At 72.3% G+C, this 14,060-nt stretch carries 13 protein-coding genes; 9 read left to right on the top strand and 4 right to left on the bottom strand.

The window, feature by feature from the left end:
• The first annotated feature begins 107 nt into the window (after window positions 1–107).
• The 9 genes from F4562_RS35790 (at window position 108) to F4562_RS12000 (ending at window position 7,964) form a co-directional block, all read left to right on the top strand.
• Window positions 108–1,790 carry a CDP-alcohol phosphatidyltransferase family protein gene (locus tag F4562_RS35790; protein ID WP_184538645.1) on the top strand — a complete coding sequence of 561 codons (1,683 nt, stop codon included), beginning with the start codon at window positions 108–110 and terminating at the stop codon, window positions 1,788–1,790.
• Between the two features lie 40 nt (window positions 1,791–1,830).
• Window positions 1,831–2,439 (top strand): DUF5941 domain-containing protein, encoded by a 609-nt coding sequence (locus F4562_RS35785; RefSeq protein WP_221206147.1) that lies wholly within the window; start codon window positions 1,831–1,833, stop codon window positions 2,437–2,439.
• A gap of 105 nt (window positions 2,440–2,544) precedes the next feature.
• A complete protein-coding gene (locus F4562_RS12030) occupies window positions 2,545–3,279 on the top strand; it encodes a phosphocholine cytidylyltransferase family protein (protein ID WP_184538646.1) in 735 nt (244 codons plus the stop codon).
• 5 nt (window positions 3,280–3,284) lie between these two features.
• Window positions 3,285–4,325 (top strand): iron-containing alcohol dehydrogenase family protein, encoded by a 1,041-nt coding sequence (locus F4562_RS12025; RefSeq protein WP_184538648.1) that lies wholly within the window; start codon window positions 3,285–3,287, stop codon window positions 4,323–4,325.
• Window positions 4,303–5,070 carry a CDP-alcohol phosphatidyltransferase family protein gene (locus tag F4562_RS12020; protein ID WP_184538650.1) on the top strand — a complete coding sequence of 256 codons (768 nt, stop codon included), beginning with the start codon at window positions 4,303–4,305 and terminating at the stop codon, window positions 5,068–5,070. The genes F4562_RS12025 and F4562_RS12020 overlap by 23 nt, the downstream gene beginning before the upstream one ends.
• 196 nt (window positions 5,071–5,266) lie before the next feature.
• Window positions 5,267–6,148, top strand: coding sequence for a glycosyltransferase family 2 protein (locus F4562_RS12015; protein WP_184538652.1), 882 nt, complete (start codon window positions 5,267–5,269; stop codon window positions 6,146–6,148).
• 88 nt (window positions 6,149–6,236) lie between these two features.
• Window positions 6,237–6,935 carry a hypothetical protein gene (locus tag F4562_RS12010; protein WP_184538654.1) on the top strand — a complete coding sequence of 233 codons (699 nt, stop codon included), beginning with the start codon at window positions 6,237–6,239 and terminating at the stop codon, window positions 6,933–6,935.
• A complete protein-coding gene (locus tag F4562_RS12005) occupies window positions 6,932–7,090 on the top strand; it encodes a hypothetical protein (RefSeq protein WP_184538656.1) in 159 nt (52 codons plus the stop codon). Before F4562_RS12010 ends, F4562_RS12005 begins: the two co-directional genes overlap by 4 nt.
• Before the next feature lies 1 nt (window position 7,091).
• The gene (locus tag F4562_RS12000) at window positions 7,092–7,964 is read left to right on the top strand and encodes an ABC transporter ATP-binding protein (protein WP_184538658.1); all 873 of its coding nucleotides are present in this window, start codon (window positions 7,092–7,094) and stop codon (window positions 7,962–7,964) included.
• Here the strand turns inward: F4562_RS12000 and F4562_RS11995 are convergent.
• The 4 genes from F4562_RS11995 to F4562_RS11980 form a co-directional block, all read right to left on the bottom strand.
• Window positions 7,961–8,698, bottom strand: coding sequence for an acetoacetate decarboxylase family protein (locus F4562_RS11995; protein ID WP_184538660.1), 738 nt, complete (start codon window positions 8,696–8,698; stop codon window positions 7,961–7,963). The genes F4562_RS12000 and F4562_RS11995 overlap by 4 nt on opposite strands.
• On the bottom strand, window positions 8,683–9,813 hold the full coding sequence (locus F4562_RS11990) for a glycosyltransferase (protein ID WP_184538662.1): 1,131 nt from the start codon (window positions 9,811–9,813) through the stop codon (window positions 8,683–8,685). Before F4562_RS11990 ends, F4562_RS11995 begins: the two co-directional genes overlap by 16 nt.
• Window positions 9,814–9,901: 88 nt before the next feature.
• A complete protein-coding gene (locus F4562_RS35780; RefSeq protein WP_184538664.1) occupies window positions 9,902–12,028 on the bottom strand; it encodes an acyltransferase family protein in 2,127 nt (708 codons plus the stop codon).
• Between the two features lie 264 nt (window positions 12,029–12,292).
• Window positions 12,293–13,948, bottom strand: a complete 1,656-nt coding sequence (locus F4562_RS11980) for an LCP family protein (RefSeq protein WP_184538666.1) — start codon at window positions 13,946–13,948, stop codon at window positions 12,293–12,295.
• Window positions 13,949–14,060: the final 112 nt, after the last annotated feature.

The raw sequence follows: 14,060 nt of genomic DNA, 5'->3' as shown, positions 1-14,060 counted from the left end.
CTTATTTGAGCGTCCGGCGCGCTCCCGTGCTATCCCGTCAAGATCTCGCTACGCTCGGTGCGCACTCCCCGGTTCGCACGGTGACCCCGTCGGATGCGAAGGAGCCCATGTTGCCTGATCCGCACGCCACCGTCCCGTCCGCCGTCCCCGGGACGGCCGTCGTCGTGCTGGCCACCACCGGGGGGTCCGGCCTGCGCTGCTCCGGCGAGACCCTCCTCGAACGGCTGACCGGGCAGCTGCTCGCCCTCCCGGTCGGGGACGTCCATGTGGTCACCCGGTCCGGCGACGTCATCCACGCCGCCGGCGGCACCCACACGATAGGAGGCGACGGGTCGCGTGACCTCGGCGACGACCTGCGCCGGGTCGCGGAGGCGGCCCGCGCGGCCGCCGGGCCGGTCGCCGTGGTCGCGGGCGACCTGGTGGCGCACACCGAGGCGCTGGCCGTGCTCCTCGCCCACCCCGCGCGCGACTCCGCGGCGCTGGTTGGCGCCGCCGGCGACGCCGGGCCGGGGTGCCCGCCGGTCAGGGTCGAGGGCGGGTGCGTGGTGGCCGCCGGCACCTCCTTCCACCAGGTCGAGGAGGCCGACGCCACCTTCCGGGGTGCGTTACAGGTCGGCGCGGCCGACCGCGGCGACTTCGCCGCGACCGCGGAGAGGCTCGCCGACCTGGTCGCGGCCGGGGAGTTCGGCCCGATGGACGGCGGCGAGGCCGTCGACCTGCTCCTGGTGGGGCTGGTCCGCTCCGGCACCCGGGTCAGGGCCGCCCGGCTCGGGCCGCTCCACGCCGGGCGGGTGACCGGCCCGGCCGGCCAGGAGCGGGCCGACGCGGCCGTGGCACGACTGGCCGAGGTGGACGAGGCCGCGGTGCGGCTCGCCTCCGCGGTCAAGGCGAACGACGGCTTCTTCGCCACCTACGGGGTCAGCTCCTGGTCCGGGCACCTGGTGAAGGCGGCCGCCCGGCTCCATCTGACGCCGAACGCGGTCACCGGCATGTCCGTCGGGCTGGCCGCGCTGGCCGCCGTCTGGTTCGCCACGGGCACCCGGCCGGCGCTGGTCGCCGGGGCGGTCCTGCTCTACCTGTCGTTCGTCCTCGACTGCGTCGACGGCCAGCTCGCCCGGTACACACGCGCCTTCTCCCCGCTGGGGGCGTGGCTGGACGCGACCTTCGACCGGGTCAAGGAGTACGTGGTCTACGTGGGCCTCGCGGTCGGCTACACCGCTGGGCTGGAGACCACCGGCGGCGGCCCGCAGGGGATCTGGGCGCTGGCGGTGGCCGCGATGATCCTGCAGGTGCTCCGGCACATGATCGACTTCTCGTACGCGGGAGCGCGCGCCGACGCGGCCCGGGTGGGGGCGGCCCGCGCCAGGACGCCCGGCTCGCTGACCGCCCGCGTGAGCGAGGCCGGACGCCGGGCGGCGTCAGGGGTCCCGGAACCGTCCGGCACGGGCCTGGTGGCCCTCCAGGGGGCGGGCACGGGCGGATCCCAGCGGGGGATGACGGGATCTCCGGTCGCGGCCCCGCGCGGAGCCCCGGAGGCGCCCGCGGGCGCCTCCGCCGAGCCGGACCGCGGCAACACCGTCGTGCGGCTCTCGCGGAGCCTGGAGCGGGTCCCCCTCACCCGCTGGCTCAAGAAGATCGTCGTACTGCCCATCGGGGAACGGATGGCCCTGATCGCGGTGACCGCCGCGGTCTTCAACGCACGGGTGACCTTCATCGCCCTGTTGGTCTGGGGCGGCGCCGCCGCGCTCTACACCCTCACCGGCAGGGTGGGAAGGTCGTTGAGCCGGTGACGCCGGCGGGAAGGCGGATGTGATCATTACCACTGCGCACATGACACCGGTACCGCGCAGCGTCGTGGTCGCCTACCGCGACGACGGGGTGCTGTCGCGGTCGATGGGAGCGCTGGTGGCCGGGCAGCTCCCGCCGCTGCCGCCCGCGGTGGTCGGGATGTTCGTGACCGGGGTGCTGCTGCTGGTCGGCGTGGCGGAAGCCGACGACCTGGCGGTCTTCGCCCCGCTGGTGGTGCTGCTGCTGGCCGGCCCCGGCAGCTCCCACCCGCACGACGGCCGGCTCGACTGGCTGGTCCCGCCCATCCTGCGCCTGACCGAGTACGGGTTCGTGGCCTCGGTGGGCTTCGCGCGCGACGTGCCGCCGGTGCTGATCTTCATGCTGCTCGGCGCGACGGCCTTCCACCACTACGACGTCGTCTACCGCCTGCGGCAGCGGGTCTACCCGCCGCCGTGGCTGGCCACCGCCGGCCTGGGCTGGGACGGGCGGATGCTCATGGTCTCCCTGGGCGGCCTGGCCGACCAGGTCACGCTGATGTTCGTCCTGCTCTCGCTGTACCTGTGGGGGCTGTTCGCCTGGGAGAGCGTCACCTGCTGGCTGGCCGCCCCGCGTCTCGGGGTGGACGCGGTCGATATGGGCGCCCACGATTGAGAACGCCCGGCAAACCCTCGATTACACGATCAGGCCCCGAAGGCAACTAACCTTTGGGGCCAGGAGTGCCCGCCGGGGGGCTCTCATGTGGATGAGGAGTGCACGTTGCTGGGAATGGTGCTGGCCGCCGGGGCCGGACGACGCCTGCGGCCGTACACGGACACGCTGCCCAAGGCGCTGGTTCCGGTCGACGGCGACACCACGATCATGGACATCTCGCTGCGGAACCTCGCGGCGGCGGATCTCCGCGACGTGGTGGTCATCGTCGGCTACCAGGCGCAGGCCGTGCACGAGCGCAAGACCGAGCTGGAGCGGCGGCACGGCGTCAAGCTCACCCTCGTGCACAACGACAAGGCGGAGGAGTGGAACAACGCCTACTCCCTGTGGTGCGCTCGCGACTACTTCGACCAGGGCGTCCTGCTGGTCAACGGTGACACGGTGCACCCCGTCTCGGTGGAGCGGACCCTGCTGTCCGCGCCGGTGACCAGTGACATCCTGCTCGCCGTCGACGACGTCAAGAAGCTCGCCGACGAGGAGATGAAGGTCACCCTCGACGGTGACGGCCACCTGAAGCTGATCACCAAGCTGATGGACCCGGCCCAGGCCGCCGGTGAGTACATCGGCGCGACCCTCATCCGCCCCGGCATCGGCGAGCGCCTCGCCGACGCGCTGCGGGCCACCTTCGAGCGCGACCCGCAGCTGTACTACGAGGACGGCTACCAGGAGCTCGTCGCCCGCGGCGAGAAGATCGCGATCGCCCCCATCGGCGACGTCCCGTGGGTCGAGGTCGACAACCACGACGACCTCGCGAAGGCGCGGGAGATCGCGTGCCGATACTAGCCAGGATGCTCCCCGCCCCCCTGACCATGGAGGTGCGGCGGGGAGCGATCGCCCAGCTCGGCTCGTTGCTCGCCGACAGCAGGGTGGCGACCTCCGGGCGGGTGGCCGTGGCGGTGGGCGTCGGCCAGGGCGACAGGATCGCCGAGGTCATCGCCCCCTCCCTCGACGAGGCCAGGGTCTTCCGGGTCGCCGACGGCTCGGTCGACGCCGCGATCTCGCTCGGCGCCGACCTGCGCCGCGGCGCGTACGAGGCGGTCGTGGGCATCGGCGGCGGCAAGACCATCGACGCGACCAAGTACGCCGCCTCGCTCGCCGGGATCCCGATGGTGGCCGTGGCCACCAACCTGTCGCACGACGGGATCTGCTCCCCGGTCGCCTCGCTGACGCACGACGGCGGCAAGGGCTCCTTCGGCGTGCCGATGCCGCTGGCCATCATGGTCGACCTCGACTTCGTGCACGACGCACCCCCGTCGCTGGTCCGCTCCGGGGTCGGCGACGTGGTCAGCAACCTGTCGGCCATCGACGACTGGCAGCTCGCCGCGGCCGAGCGCGGCGAGCCCATCGACGGCCTGGCCTGCTCGATGGCCCGCACCGCGGCGGAGGCGGTGATCGGCAGGCGCGACTCGATCGAGTCCGACGCCTTCCTCACCGTGCTGGCCGAATCGCTCATCCTGTCGGGGATGTCCATGGTGATCGCCGGCTCGTCCCGTCCTTCGAGTGGCGGAGACCATGAGATCCTGCATGCCGTGGATCAGCTCTTTCCCGGCACATCCAATCACGGCGAGCTCGCCGGGATAGGTGCCGCATTCTGTTTCTTCCTCCGCGACGACTCGCGGAGGCTCCCCCAGGTCGTCGACTGCCTGCGCGGGCACGAGCTGCCGGTCACCCCCTCCGACGTGGGGTTGACCACCGAGCAGTTCACCAAGGCCGTCATGCTGGCGCCCTCGACCCGTCCCGGGCGCTACACGATCCTTGAGCACCTGCGCCTGTCGGAGTCGGAGATCCGTGATCGGGTAGAGGACTATGTCCGGGCCGTCGGTCGCTGAGCTGCGTGCGGTGGCCCAGCCGCACTCGACCATGGAGCGCAACAGCGGCGAGCACTGGGCCGGCGTGCTGTACATGCGCAAGCTGTCGATCTACGTCACCTGGTTCCTGGCGAAGACCCCGATCACGCCCAACCAGACCACCTGGCTGATGATCCTCACCGGGCTGGCGGCGGGTGCGGTCCTCGCGCTGCCCGGCTTCGCCGCGGCCCTCGCCGCGGCCCTGCTGGTCCAGCTCTACCTGCTGCTCGACTGCTCCGACGGCGAGCTGGCCCGCTGGACCGGCCGGACCTCCATCACCGGTGTCTACCTCGACCGGGTCGGCCACTACTTCGCCGAGGCGGCGCTGCTCATCGGGCTGGGCTTCCGGGCCTCGGAGACCCTCCCCGACTGGTACACCGTGGCGGGGTTCGCCGCCGCGCTCGGCGCCATCCTGATCAAGGCGGAGACCGACCTGGTCGACGTGGCCCGTGCCCGCTCGGGGCTGGTCGCGGCGACCGAGTCGTCCGCAGAGCAGTTCCGGTCGCGGGGGCTGAGCCTGGCCCGCAAGGCCGCCGCGGCCCTGAAGTTCCACCGCGTCGTCCAGGCGGTGGAGCTGTCCATCCTCGTCGTGGTCGCCGCCCTGTGGGACGCGGTCAACGGGGGACTGGCGGCCACCCGGATCCTCGCGGTCGCCTGCGTGGCGGTCGCCGCGCTCCAGATGGTCCTGCACCTGGTCAGCATTCTGGCGTCCAGGCGGCTGTCATGAGGAACCGGACGGCGTCGCGACACGTCGTAGGTGCGAACACCTCGCTGTTTGGTGGGTGTTCGCTGCCGGTTCCGATACGCTTGTCATCCGGTAAACCAGCAACCAGCGGTCCCGTCGGAAATGTCGCCCCCAGCAGACTCGGTGATCATGAAGGTATGTTTCGTACGTGCTCTCAACGCGTCAAGGCGATGACCCGTTGAAGATCTCGTGCGTCATCCTCACCATGGGCAACCGGGTCCCCGAGCTGGGACGGGCGGTCGAGTCGGCGCTGAACCAGTCCGACGGTGACGTCGAGGTCGTCATCGTCGGCAACGGCGCCGACGTCCCCGAACTGTCGGTGTCGATCCCGGAGGGGTCGTCGGCCTCGGTGAAGACACTCCGGCTCGGCCACAACGCGGGCATCCCCGCCGGTCGCAACCGCGGCGTCGAGGAGTGCTCGGGCGACGTCGTCCTCTTCCTCGACGACGACGGCTGGTACGCCGACACGGGGCTCGTCTCCCACCTGCGCGAGCGGTTCTCCACCGAGCACGACCTCGCGGTCGTCTCCTTCCGGGTGATGGACCCCGACGGCGGCACCGGCCAGCGCCGCCACGTCCCCCGGCTGCGGGCCGGCGATCCCGAGCGGTCCTCCCCGGTCACCACCTTCCTGGGCGGGGCCTGCGCGATCCGCAGGTCGGCCTTCCTCCAGGTCGGCGGGCTCCCGGAGCGTTTCTTCTACGCCCACGAGGAGACCGACCTGGCCTGGCGGCTGCTCGGCGAGGGTTACCGCATCGAGTACGACGCCAAGACGGTCATGTACCACCCGCAGGTTCCCCCGACCAGGCACGCCGACTTCTACCGGCTCAACGCCCGCAACCGGGTCTGGCTGGCCCGCCGCAACCTCCCGTGGCCGCTGGCCCTGCTGTACCTGCTCAACTGGGTCGTGCTGACCCTCGTCCGCGAGCGGTCCTCCTCGGCCCTGCGCTCCTGGTTCAAGGGCTTCGCCGAAGGGCTCCGGGAGCCCGCCGGCGAGCGCCGTCCGATGGCCTGGAACACCGCCTGGCGGATGCTGCGCCTGGGCCGCCCGCCGATCGTCTGACCGACTCGGCCGGTCGTGCCGTCCACCCGCCGCGATGACGTCGCGGCGGGGGTGAACCGATCCGGTGCCCGCCCGCAACTCACCGGTCATGAGACCCATCGACCTCTGGTCGTACGAGATGCGCAGGGCCGGGCCCGGTGCCCTGGCGGCCCCGCCGGCCCTTCTCCTGGTCATCGTGCTGATGGTCGCCTTCCGCGGGTTCGGCGCCCACGAGGGCAGCGCCGCCTGGATGCTCCTGGTGCTCATCGAGACGGGAGCCCCGCTCGTCACCGGTATGGTCGCGGCCTCGCTGATCGGCGGCGACCGCGCGCTGGAGCTCCAGCTCGTCGCGCCGACGCGATACCGCTCCACCCTGACGCGCCGCCTGACCCTGACACTCGGGTGGACGGGCGCGTGCGTCCTGGCCGGCGTGACGCTCGTCGTCACCACCGGTTGGTGGGACCTGCTGCGGGACGCACCCAAGGGGCTGGGCGTCCAGCTCACCTGGCTGGCCCCCGCCCTGTGGACGGCGGCGCTGGGGCTGCTCGCGTCGGTCGTGCTGCGCAGCACCGCGGCCGCCACCACGCTGGTCGCCTTCCTCTGGCTCGCCGGGCAGCTCTTCGGCGGAGCCCTGCACGGTCACCCGCTCACCCGGCTGGTCTCCGTGTTCGCCACCTCGCAGCGGATCGAGCCGCAGGACTGGCTGCCCAACCGGCTGACCCTGCTCGTGACGGCCCTGCTGATGGCCGGGGCCGCCTGGTACCTGCTCGGTGACCCCGAGCGTGTCCTCGGCGGTGATCAGGAATGACCGTGCTCACGTGCCACGGGTTCCCGGGCCGGGTCCGCCGGCCCCCGGCGCGGACCGTCCACGCGTCCGCTCCCGCCCCGCCGGCCCTGATCCACGCGCACACCCTGGCCCCGCCGGCCCTGATCCGCCTGCACGCCACCCGCACGGAGTCCTGAGATGAACATCGACATCACCCGGCTGACCAAGACCTACAAGGGCGGTGTGCGTGCCGTCGACGAGGTGACCCTGCACATCCCCACCGGCATGTACGGGCTGCTCGGCTCCAACGGCGCGGGCAAGACCACCTTGATGCGGATCCTGACCGGCCTGCTCAAGCCCACCTCCGGCACGGTCCGCGTCGGCGGCCACGACATCACCACCCCCGGCGGGCGCCTGGCCGTGCAACGCACCCTCGGCTACCTGCCGCAGGACCTCGGCGTCTACCCGGAGCTGACCGCCCGCCGCTTCCTCGACTACATCGCCCTGCTCAAGGGCATCGACCGCCGTGCCGAGCGCCGCCGCAGGATCGCCGAGCTGCTGGAGACGGTCTCGCTCACCGACGCCGCCGACCGCAGGCTCAAGGGCTTCTCCGGCGGTATGCTGCGCCGCGTCGGCATCGCCCAGGCGCTGCTCGCCGACCCCCGGCTGCTCGTCGTGGACGAGCCCACCACCGGTCTGGACCCCGAGGAGCGCATCCGCTTGCGCACTCTGCTCTCCCAGCTGGCCGGCGACCGCACCGTCCTGCTCAGCACCCACATCCTCGACGACGTGGCGCAGACCTGCCGCCAGGTCGCGGTGATGGACGGGGGCCGCCTGGTCTTCCACGGCGACATCGCCGGGCTGGTCTCCTACGCCGACCGGCGGGTGTGGACGCTCACCACCACCGGCCCCGCCCCCACGACCGGCAGGATCGTCTCCGTCCTGCCCGAAGGCCCCGCCATGCGCTACCGTGTCGTCTCCGCCACGCCCCCGGCCGCGGACGCGCGGCCCGCCGTACCGACCCTGGAGGACGGCTACCTCGCGTTGATGGAGGCCGGCGCGTCCCGCTAGGCGTCCTTGGCCTCGTCGAAGGCCATGGTGACACGGGAGGCCGTGGCGGTGACGAGGGCACGCCTGGGCAGGCCGAGCTCGCTCAGCTCCCGGGCCACCGGGTGGTTGCCCAGGCGGATCAGCGCGCCGCCGGCCCGTGCCCGGACCCCGCGCGCCGACACCGACCACGGCACCCGGCGGGTGACGCCGTCCTGGTGCGTGTAGGCGTCCAGGGCGGTCATCATGCCGGTGCCGGGCGCCGGGAGGCCGGGTTTGATCAGCAGGTCCAGCACCAGGCGGCCGTCCTTGCGCAGGACGCACCGTTTGTACGGCGAGGAGGTGCGCAGGTCGATGTCGGCGAGCTCCTTGGGGAAACCCCAGATCGTGCGGCCCGCCTCCAGAGTGAATCCCTGGTCGACCGGAAGCCAGTGGACGAACGCCCCGGCGCCGGTCCGGTACAGCTCCGCCAGATTCGCCCGCAGCCCGCCGCGGGGGGCGTGCCCGGCGTCCGGCGGCCGGACCAGGAAGGCGACGCCGAACTCGTGGTACGGGCCGAGGTCGCCGTCGAGGTAGTCGATGAAGACCAGCGTGCACAGGGCCTTGCGGGGGATCACCTCGGCGACGTCCAGCCGCGAGTAGGCGATCACCGCCCGGGCGGCGTCCGCCCGGACCAGATAGGACGCGCTGTAGACCGAGGCATCGCGGACGCGGACCGGCAGTGCGACCTCGCGTCCTTGGATCAGATGGCGTGCCATGCCTCCAGTACACCAATCTCCACGTCCGACGTCACCCGTCGGCCCGCCCATTCCTCCAGCCGGCCGACGAAGTCGCCCGCGTGGTCCGGCCAGTTGTGACGGGCCAGCGCCTCCGTGTGACCCCGGGCACCCATCTCCGCCGCCCCGGCCGGGTCGTCCCGCAGTGCGAGCACGGCGCGCACCGCCGCCTCCACGTCCCCGAAGGGCACCACGAGACCGCATCCGGACCGCTCGACCAGCGAGGCGGCGGCGGGCAACGGCGTGGTCACCACCGGGATGCCCCGCGACATGTACTCGATGACCTTGGTCGGCATCGACCGCCGGTAGTTGGGCACGTCGTGCAAGAGCGACAGGCCGGCGATCGCCCCCTCGGCCATGCGCAGCGCGTGCCGGTTGGGCACGTAGCCGTACCAGTCGAGCAGGCCCTGCCGCTGGGCGTCCCGCAGGACCGGCCGGACGTCGGGGTCGGCCGCGCCGATCAGGTCGAGTCTGATCCCGTGCGGGAGCAGCCGCCGGCCCAGCTCGACCAGTTCCGCCGCGCCGCGGGCGGCGGACAGGTGGCCCACGTAGACCACCCGGTTGCGGCCGGGCGGCGCGGGCTGCCGCCGGGGAACGTAGGTGGTGTTGGGAACCACGGGGTGGGGGCCGGTGAAACGCTCCCGGTAGGACTCCTCGGCCAGCATCAGGTGCAGGCGGCGCTCCGCGCGGGACTCGATCCGGCGCACGAGCCCCGGCAGGATCGGACGCAGGCGCTCGGGCAGGTACGCCTTGGTCTCCAGCGCGGCGGCCGTGTCCTCGTGCACGTCCCAGACGGTGGCCGGGCGCCGCCTCGGCAGCCGGAACAGCAGCTCGATGTCGTGGACGATCAACAGGTCCGCGTCCTGCACGCCGCGCTTCAGCGCGCTCCGGGCGGCCTTCAGCGCGCGCCAGCGGCGGCGGCCGGTCGCGCGGGGAACGTCGATCGCCCGGATCCGGGGATCCGCGGTGACGTTGCAGTCGGTGAAGGGGGCGACGTAGGTGATCTCGTGCCCCGCCTCCAGGAGCGCCCGGATCTGCCGATGCATGATCCGGGCGTCTTCCGGGTGATGAACGATTGTCCCGACACATACCCGCATATGCCGATGCTGAGCGCCGGTTCCGTCCGCACCGGATGTGTTGGGTGAACCGGTGGGTAACTGGGGCTGAACTCTACCGGCCGGGGTCTCAGGTGGCGCCCCGCGGTGGGCCGCCCGCGCTCGTGGCGGGGCCTGCCGGGAAGCCTGCCGAAGTGCTCCCCGGGAAGCCTCCCGGGGCGTTCCCGGTACCGGTGGCCGCAGGACCCGGGGTGCCCCCGGTGCCTCCGGCGGCGGGTGCCGCGGTGCCGGAGGCGGTCGCCGGCGCGGGTCCGGCCGGCGCGGTGGCGGGCGTGCCGTCGGGGCCCGCGGGGCGGCGGTAGAGCCAGACCAGGCGCGGCTCCAGCAGCCACTTGAAGAGCGTGCGGGTCTCCGGCAGGCACAGCACGATGGCCAGCAGCAACGACATCGACATGATCGCCAGGACCCCCAGTGGGCCGTACAGCCACGGGAAGCTCAGCCACTCCTGGTCCTTGGCGATGAGCACCACGACGCCGTGGAGCAGGTAGGCGTAGAGCGTGCGGGTGCCGAGGTCGGAGAACCAGGTCTCACCCCTGGGCACCAGGGCGAGCACCGCGGCCGACATGGCCAGCGCCGCGACGAGCACGGCGGCGCGCACGCCCAGTCCCATCCACCACGACAGCTCCATCGCCTTGAAGCTGTAGCGGAAGTAGACGGGGTCGAGCTTGACGTGAGGCGCGATGAGGACGGCCACCACGGCGGCGCCCCCGAGGACGACCGCCGAGGTGATCTTCACCCAGAGCGGCTTGAGCAGGTCGAAGTGCTCGGGCTTGAGCAGCAGGCCGAGCACGTAGAAGGGGAGCAGGCCGAAGAAGCGGTCGATGCTGAAGTCACCGGAGATCTCCGAGAATCCCGCGATGAGGTAGATGCCCACCGCCACCAGCAGCGGCTGCCGCATGCGGGTCCAGACGGGCGTGGAGATCCGCCACAGCACCAGCGCCAGCAGATACCAGTTCAGCCATGCCGGGTCGATGATCGTGAGACTCCACTTCTGGCCGAGCGCGAAGCGGAGCAGGGCATAACCGATCTCGACGACGACGTACGGGATCAGCAGGGTGTCGACCAGCTTGTTGATCTTGGCGTTGGAGTTCCAGAAGTTCCGTCCCAGATAGCCGCTGATCAGTACGAACGCCGGCATGTGGAACATGTAAATGAACATGTACGCCGACTTCGCCGAGTGCGCGTCCAGGGTGGGCACCAGCGAGTGACCGGCCACCACCAGGGCGATCAGGACGAACTTGACGTTGTCGAGGTAGGGCTCACGCTTCTTCCTGGCCGCAGGCGCGGCGGGCGCCTCCACGGCCTGCGGCTCGCGCTCCCGCTCCGCCTGCCGCTCCAGCTCCGCCTCCCGCTCGGGCTCGGCGGCGTGCGTCCAGAACGACGACCGCTGCCCGCTGGTGCTCTGCCAGTACGAGAAGGGGGGGCCGGAATCCGTCTCCGGGGACGCCGGAGCCGTCTGCGGGCGTGCGCTCTGCGGGTGTGCCCCGTCACGCGGGTGCGGCGGCCGCGCTCCCGGGCCGGGCCGCGTGCCGTGGGCCGGGCCGCCGGCGTACGGGTGCGTGCCGGACGGCTGGTCGCCGGCCGGGGACGCCCCCGGCTGCGGCCGGGACGGCGGGGCCTCCGCCCAGGCGGGCAGCGGGGGCGGCGCCTGGTGCACGGGCGGGGGGGAGACGGGAGCGGCGTGCGGAAGAGGAGACTGCCGGGTCGCCCCCGGAGGGTCGTACCCCCAGGCGGGCTCCGGGCCTCCCGCCAGGTCGTGCCCCGGGGAGGACTCCGGCGCCCACGGGGATCCCGGCACCTGCGCGGGATCGTGCCCGCGCAGGGACTCCTGGGCCCAGGCCGACTCCAGGGGCATCGGGTCGGGTGCCAGGGGCTTGGACAGGTCGAGGGGGTCCTGGGAGTCGTACGACTCACCGGCCCGGGGCTCCCGGTAGGCCGGGTAGCCGCCCCACTCCGTGACCTCGCCGGGGCTCTCCTCCCGCATGCCGTCCGGCCGGGAGTGCCAGCCGGGGGCGGCGGGGAGGCGCTCCGGCGGCTCCGGCCAGGCGGGCTGGGCCGGGCCGGCTCCTCGCGCGGGGTCGGGCACCGGCCACCCGGCGGGGGTCCGGCCCTGCCCACCGGTGGACCTGCCGGCGTCGGCACCGGAGGGGCCGTCGTCATCGGGGGCCGGCATCTGGAAGGAACGGATGTCGCTCACGGGGGAAACGCTCAGCTATCTGTCGGAGACCAGGGGGAGTCGGGCACGCTGTGAGGACGCCGGGGACGATCCGGGGGGACGGGTAAGCAGGCGTTCACCTCGCCGACCCGAACACCCTAAACCGACCGCGCGCTCTCTGTCGCACATGTGCCCGCCGAACGGGGGGTTCCCGGAGAATCGTGACTGTCCGAAACCTCGGGTGTCCCCGGGGCTCCGCCGTCCCGGGCGGGATCCGGCGATCGGCCGGACCCCGCCCGGGAGCCGCTACTGGCAGGGGTCGGTCTTGGCGGTGACGACCTTGTCCTGGAGGGAGTCGGGGATCTTGGGCAGGGCCCGGACCCCCGGCCAGTCGCTGCCGATGACCAGCTGGATGATCGGCCCGGTCGGGGCCTTGGCCCCCTTCGCGGGCTTGGCGGTGGTCGCCGGGGTGTACCGCTCCGCGCTCACCGGCCTGATCTTGCCGGCGATCGGGGTGCGCTTGTCCTTGGAGAGCCTGCCGGCCACCGTGTCACCGTAGGCGATGCCGTCGGCGCCGTCCTTGGTGGCGTAACGGATCTCGGTGGTGGCGCGGTTGCCCGTCGCCGGGCGGGCGTTGCCGATGTGGGTGACCACGAAGCCCTGCTCCGCGAGTTCGTCGGCCACCTCCTTGGCCTTGCCGAACATGTCGGTGCCGTTGAGGACCTGCACCCGGACCTGCTCGCGCGCGATGGCCGGCTTGGCGGTGGGATTGGCCGGCGGGGTGACCTCGGTGTCGTTCTTGATCGCGGCGAACAGCTTGTTCGCGTCGGGCTGCCGCCAGGCGACCCGGTTAGGGTCGTCCGGGTGGGGGCCCCACGGGACGGTGATGAGCTCGACGCCGCCGGCGGTCAGCGACTTGGCGCTGGTCGCGATCTCCAGGAGGGCATTGGTGTCGTCCGCCAGCGCCTTGTCCATCCGGACGGACTTGGCGGCGGTGTTGATGAACTTCAGCAGCTTGCCGGGATCGGTCAGCAGCTCGCTGCTGGTGGCCTTCTTCACGACCTGGGTGAGGAAGACCTGCTGGCGCTTGATCCGGCCGATGTCGCTGCCGTCGCCGTAGCCGCGCAGCCGGACGTAGCCCAGGGCCTGCTCGCCCTTGAGGTTGTGCCAGCCCGCCGCCAGGGTCAGCTTCGCCTTCTTGTCGTCGACCGGTTTGCTCAGGCAGATCCTGACGCCGCCGAGGGCGTCGACGATGTTCTTGAAGCCGGTGAAGTCGACCTCGACGAAGTGGTCGACGCGGATGTCGGTGAGCGCCTCGATCGTGGTGATCGTGCAGGTGATGCCGCCCTCGTTGTACGCGGCATTGATCATCTCGGTGCGGGGTGCGACCGGCTGGCCGGTCTCGGACTTGCAGGCCGGCATCTGGACCACCGAGTCGCGGGGGAAGCTGACGAACGTCGCCTTGTCGCGGTTGGGGGCCAGGTGCATGAGGATGATGGTGTCGGTGCGCTTGCCGTCGTTGGCCATCTTCTGGCCGTACTTGAGGTTGTCGCCCTCGCGGGTGTCGGAGCCGACGATCAGCACGTTCAGCGCGCCCGTGGCGGCCGGCCGGTCGTTGCCGAGCTTGTCGCCGAGGTCGACGGTGTTGAAGTTGCCGAGCGTGTTGCGGTAGACCCCGTATCCGCCCAGCGTGCCGAGGACCAGCAGCCCGGTCAGGGCGACGCTCGTCCAGGCGCCGGCGCCGAGGCCCTTCTTCCCGCCCTTCCCGCGTCCGCCGGACCGGCCGCCCGCCTTCCGGGGGGCGTCCCCGGGCTCCTCGGGTTCCCCGGGCTCCTCGGGTTCCCGCGGCGGGACCGTCTCCGGGTGGGGGGCGTCGCCCTTCGCCCGCCGGGAAGCCCTGCGGCCCGGGGGGGCCGGTTCGGCCCGGCGGTCGCCGACGGCGACGTGCCGGTTGTCGCTCATGCGATCTCCTCGCTTGGCGGCGGCATCCGGTGCTGCTGCAGCTCGCTCATTGCGCCCAAAGGGTAGGTCATGAGACCGCCGCCGGGAGCCGCGATGATGTGAACCTGGTCAA

Origin of the sequence: Streptosporangium becharense (assembly GCF_014204985.1) — a bacterium.
Taxonomy (GTDB): Bacteria; Actinomycetota; Actinomycetes; order Streptosporangiales; family Streptosporangiaceae; genus Streptosporangium; species Streptosporangium becharense.
Note: the sequence above shows the minus strand (reverse complement) of the source record. Positions and strands in the feature narration are given on the sequence as shown.

Coding starts and splice junctions, on each gene's coding strand:
- F4562_RS12000 (WP_184538658.1), top strand. CDS start 7,092: ATGAACATCGACATCACCCGGCTGACCAAGACCTACAAGGGCGGTGTG.
- F4562_RS11980 (WP_184538666.1), bottom strand. CDS start 13,948: ATGAGCGACAACCGGCACGTCGCCGTCGGCGACCGCCGGGCCGAACCG.
- F4562_RS11990 (WP_184538662.1), bottom strand. CDS start 9,813: ATGCGGGTATGTGTCGGGACAATCGTTCATCACCCGGAAGACGCCCGG.
- F4562_RS12005 (WP_184538656.1), top strand. CDS start 6,932: ATGACCGTGCTCACGTGCCACGGGTTCCCGGGCCGGGTCCGCCGGCCC.
- F4562_RS11995 (WP_184538660.1), bottom strand. CDS start 8,698: ATGGCACGCCATCTGATCCAAGGACGCGAGGTCGCACTGCCGGTCCGC.
- F4562_RS12010 (WP_184538654.1), top strand. CDS start 6,237: ATGAGACCCATCGACCTCTGGTCGTACGAGATGCGCAGGGCCGGGCCC.
- F4562_RS12025 (WP_184538648.1), top strand. CDS start 3,285: ATGCTCCCCGCCCCCCTGACCATGGAGGTGCGGCGGGGAGCGATCGCC.
- F4562_RS35790 (WP_184538645.1), top strand. CDS start 108: ATGTTGCCTGATCCGCACGCCACCGTCCCGTCCGCCGTCCCCGGGACG.
- F4562_RS12020 (WP_184538650.1), top strand. CDS start 4,303: ATGTCCGGGCCGTCGGTCGCTGAGCTGCGTGCGGTGGCCCAGCCGCAC.
- F4562_RS35785 (WP_221206147.1), top strand. CDS start 1,831: ATGACACCGGTACCGCGCAGCGTCGTGGTCGCCTACCGCGACGACGGG.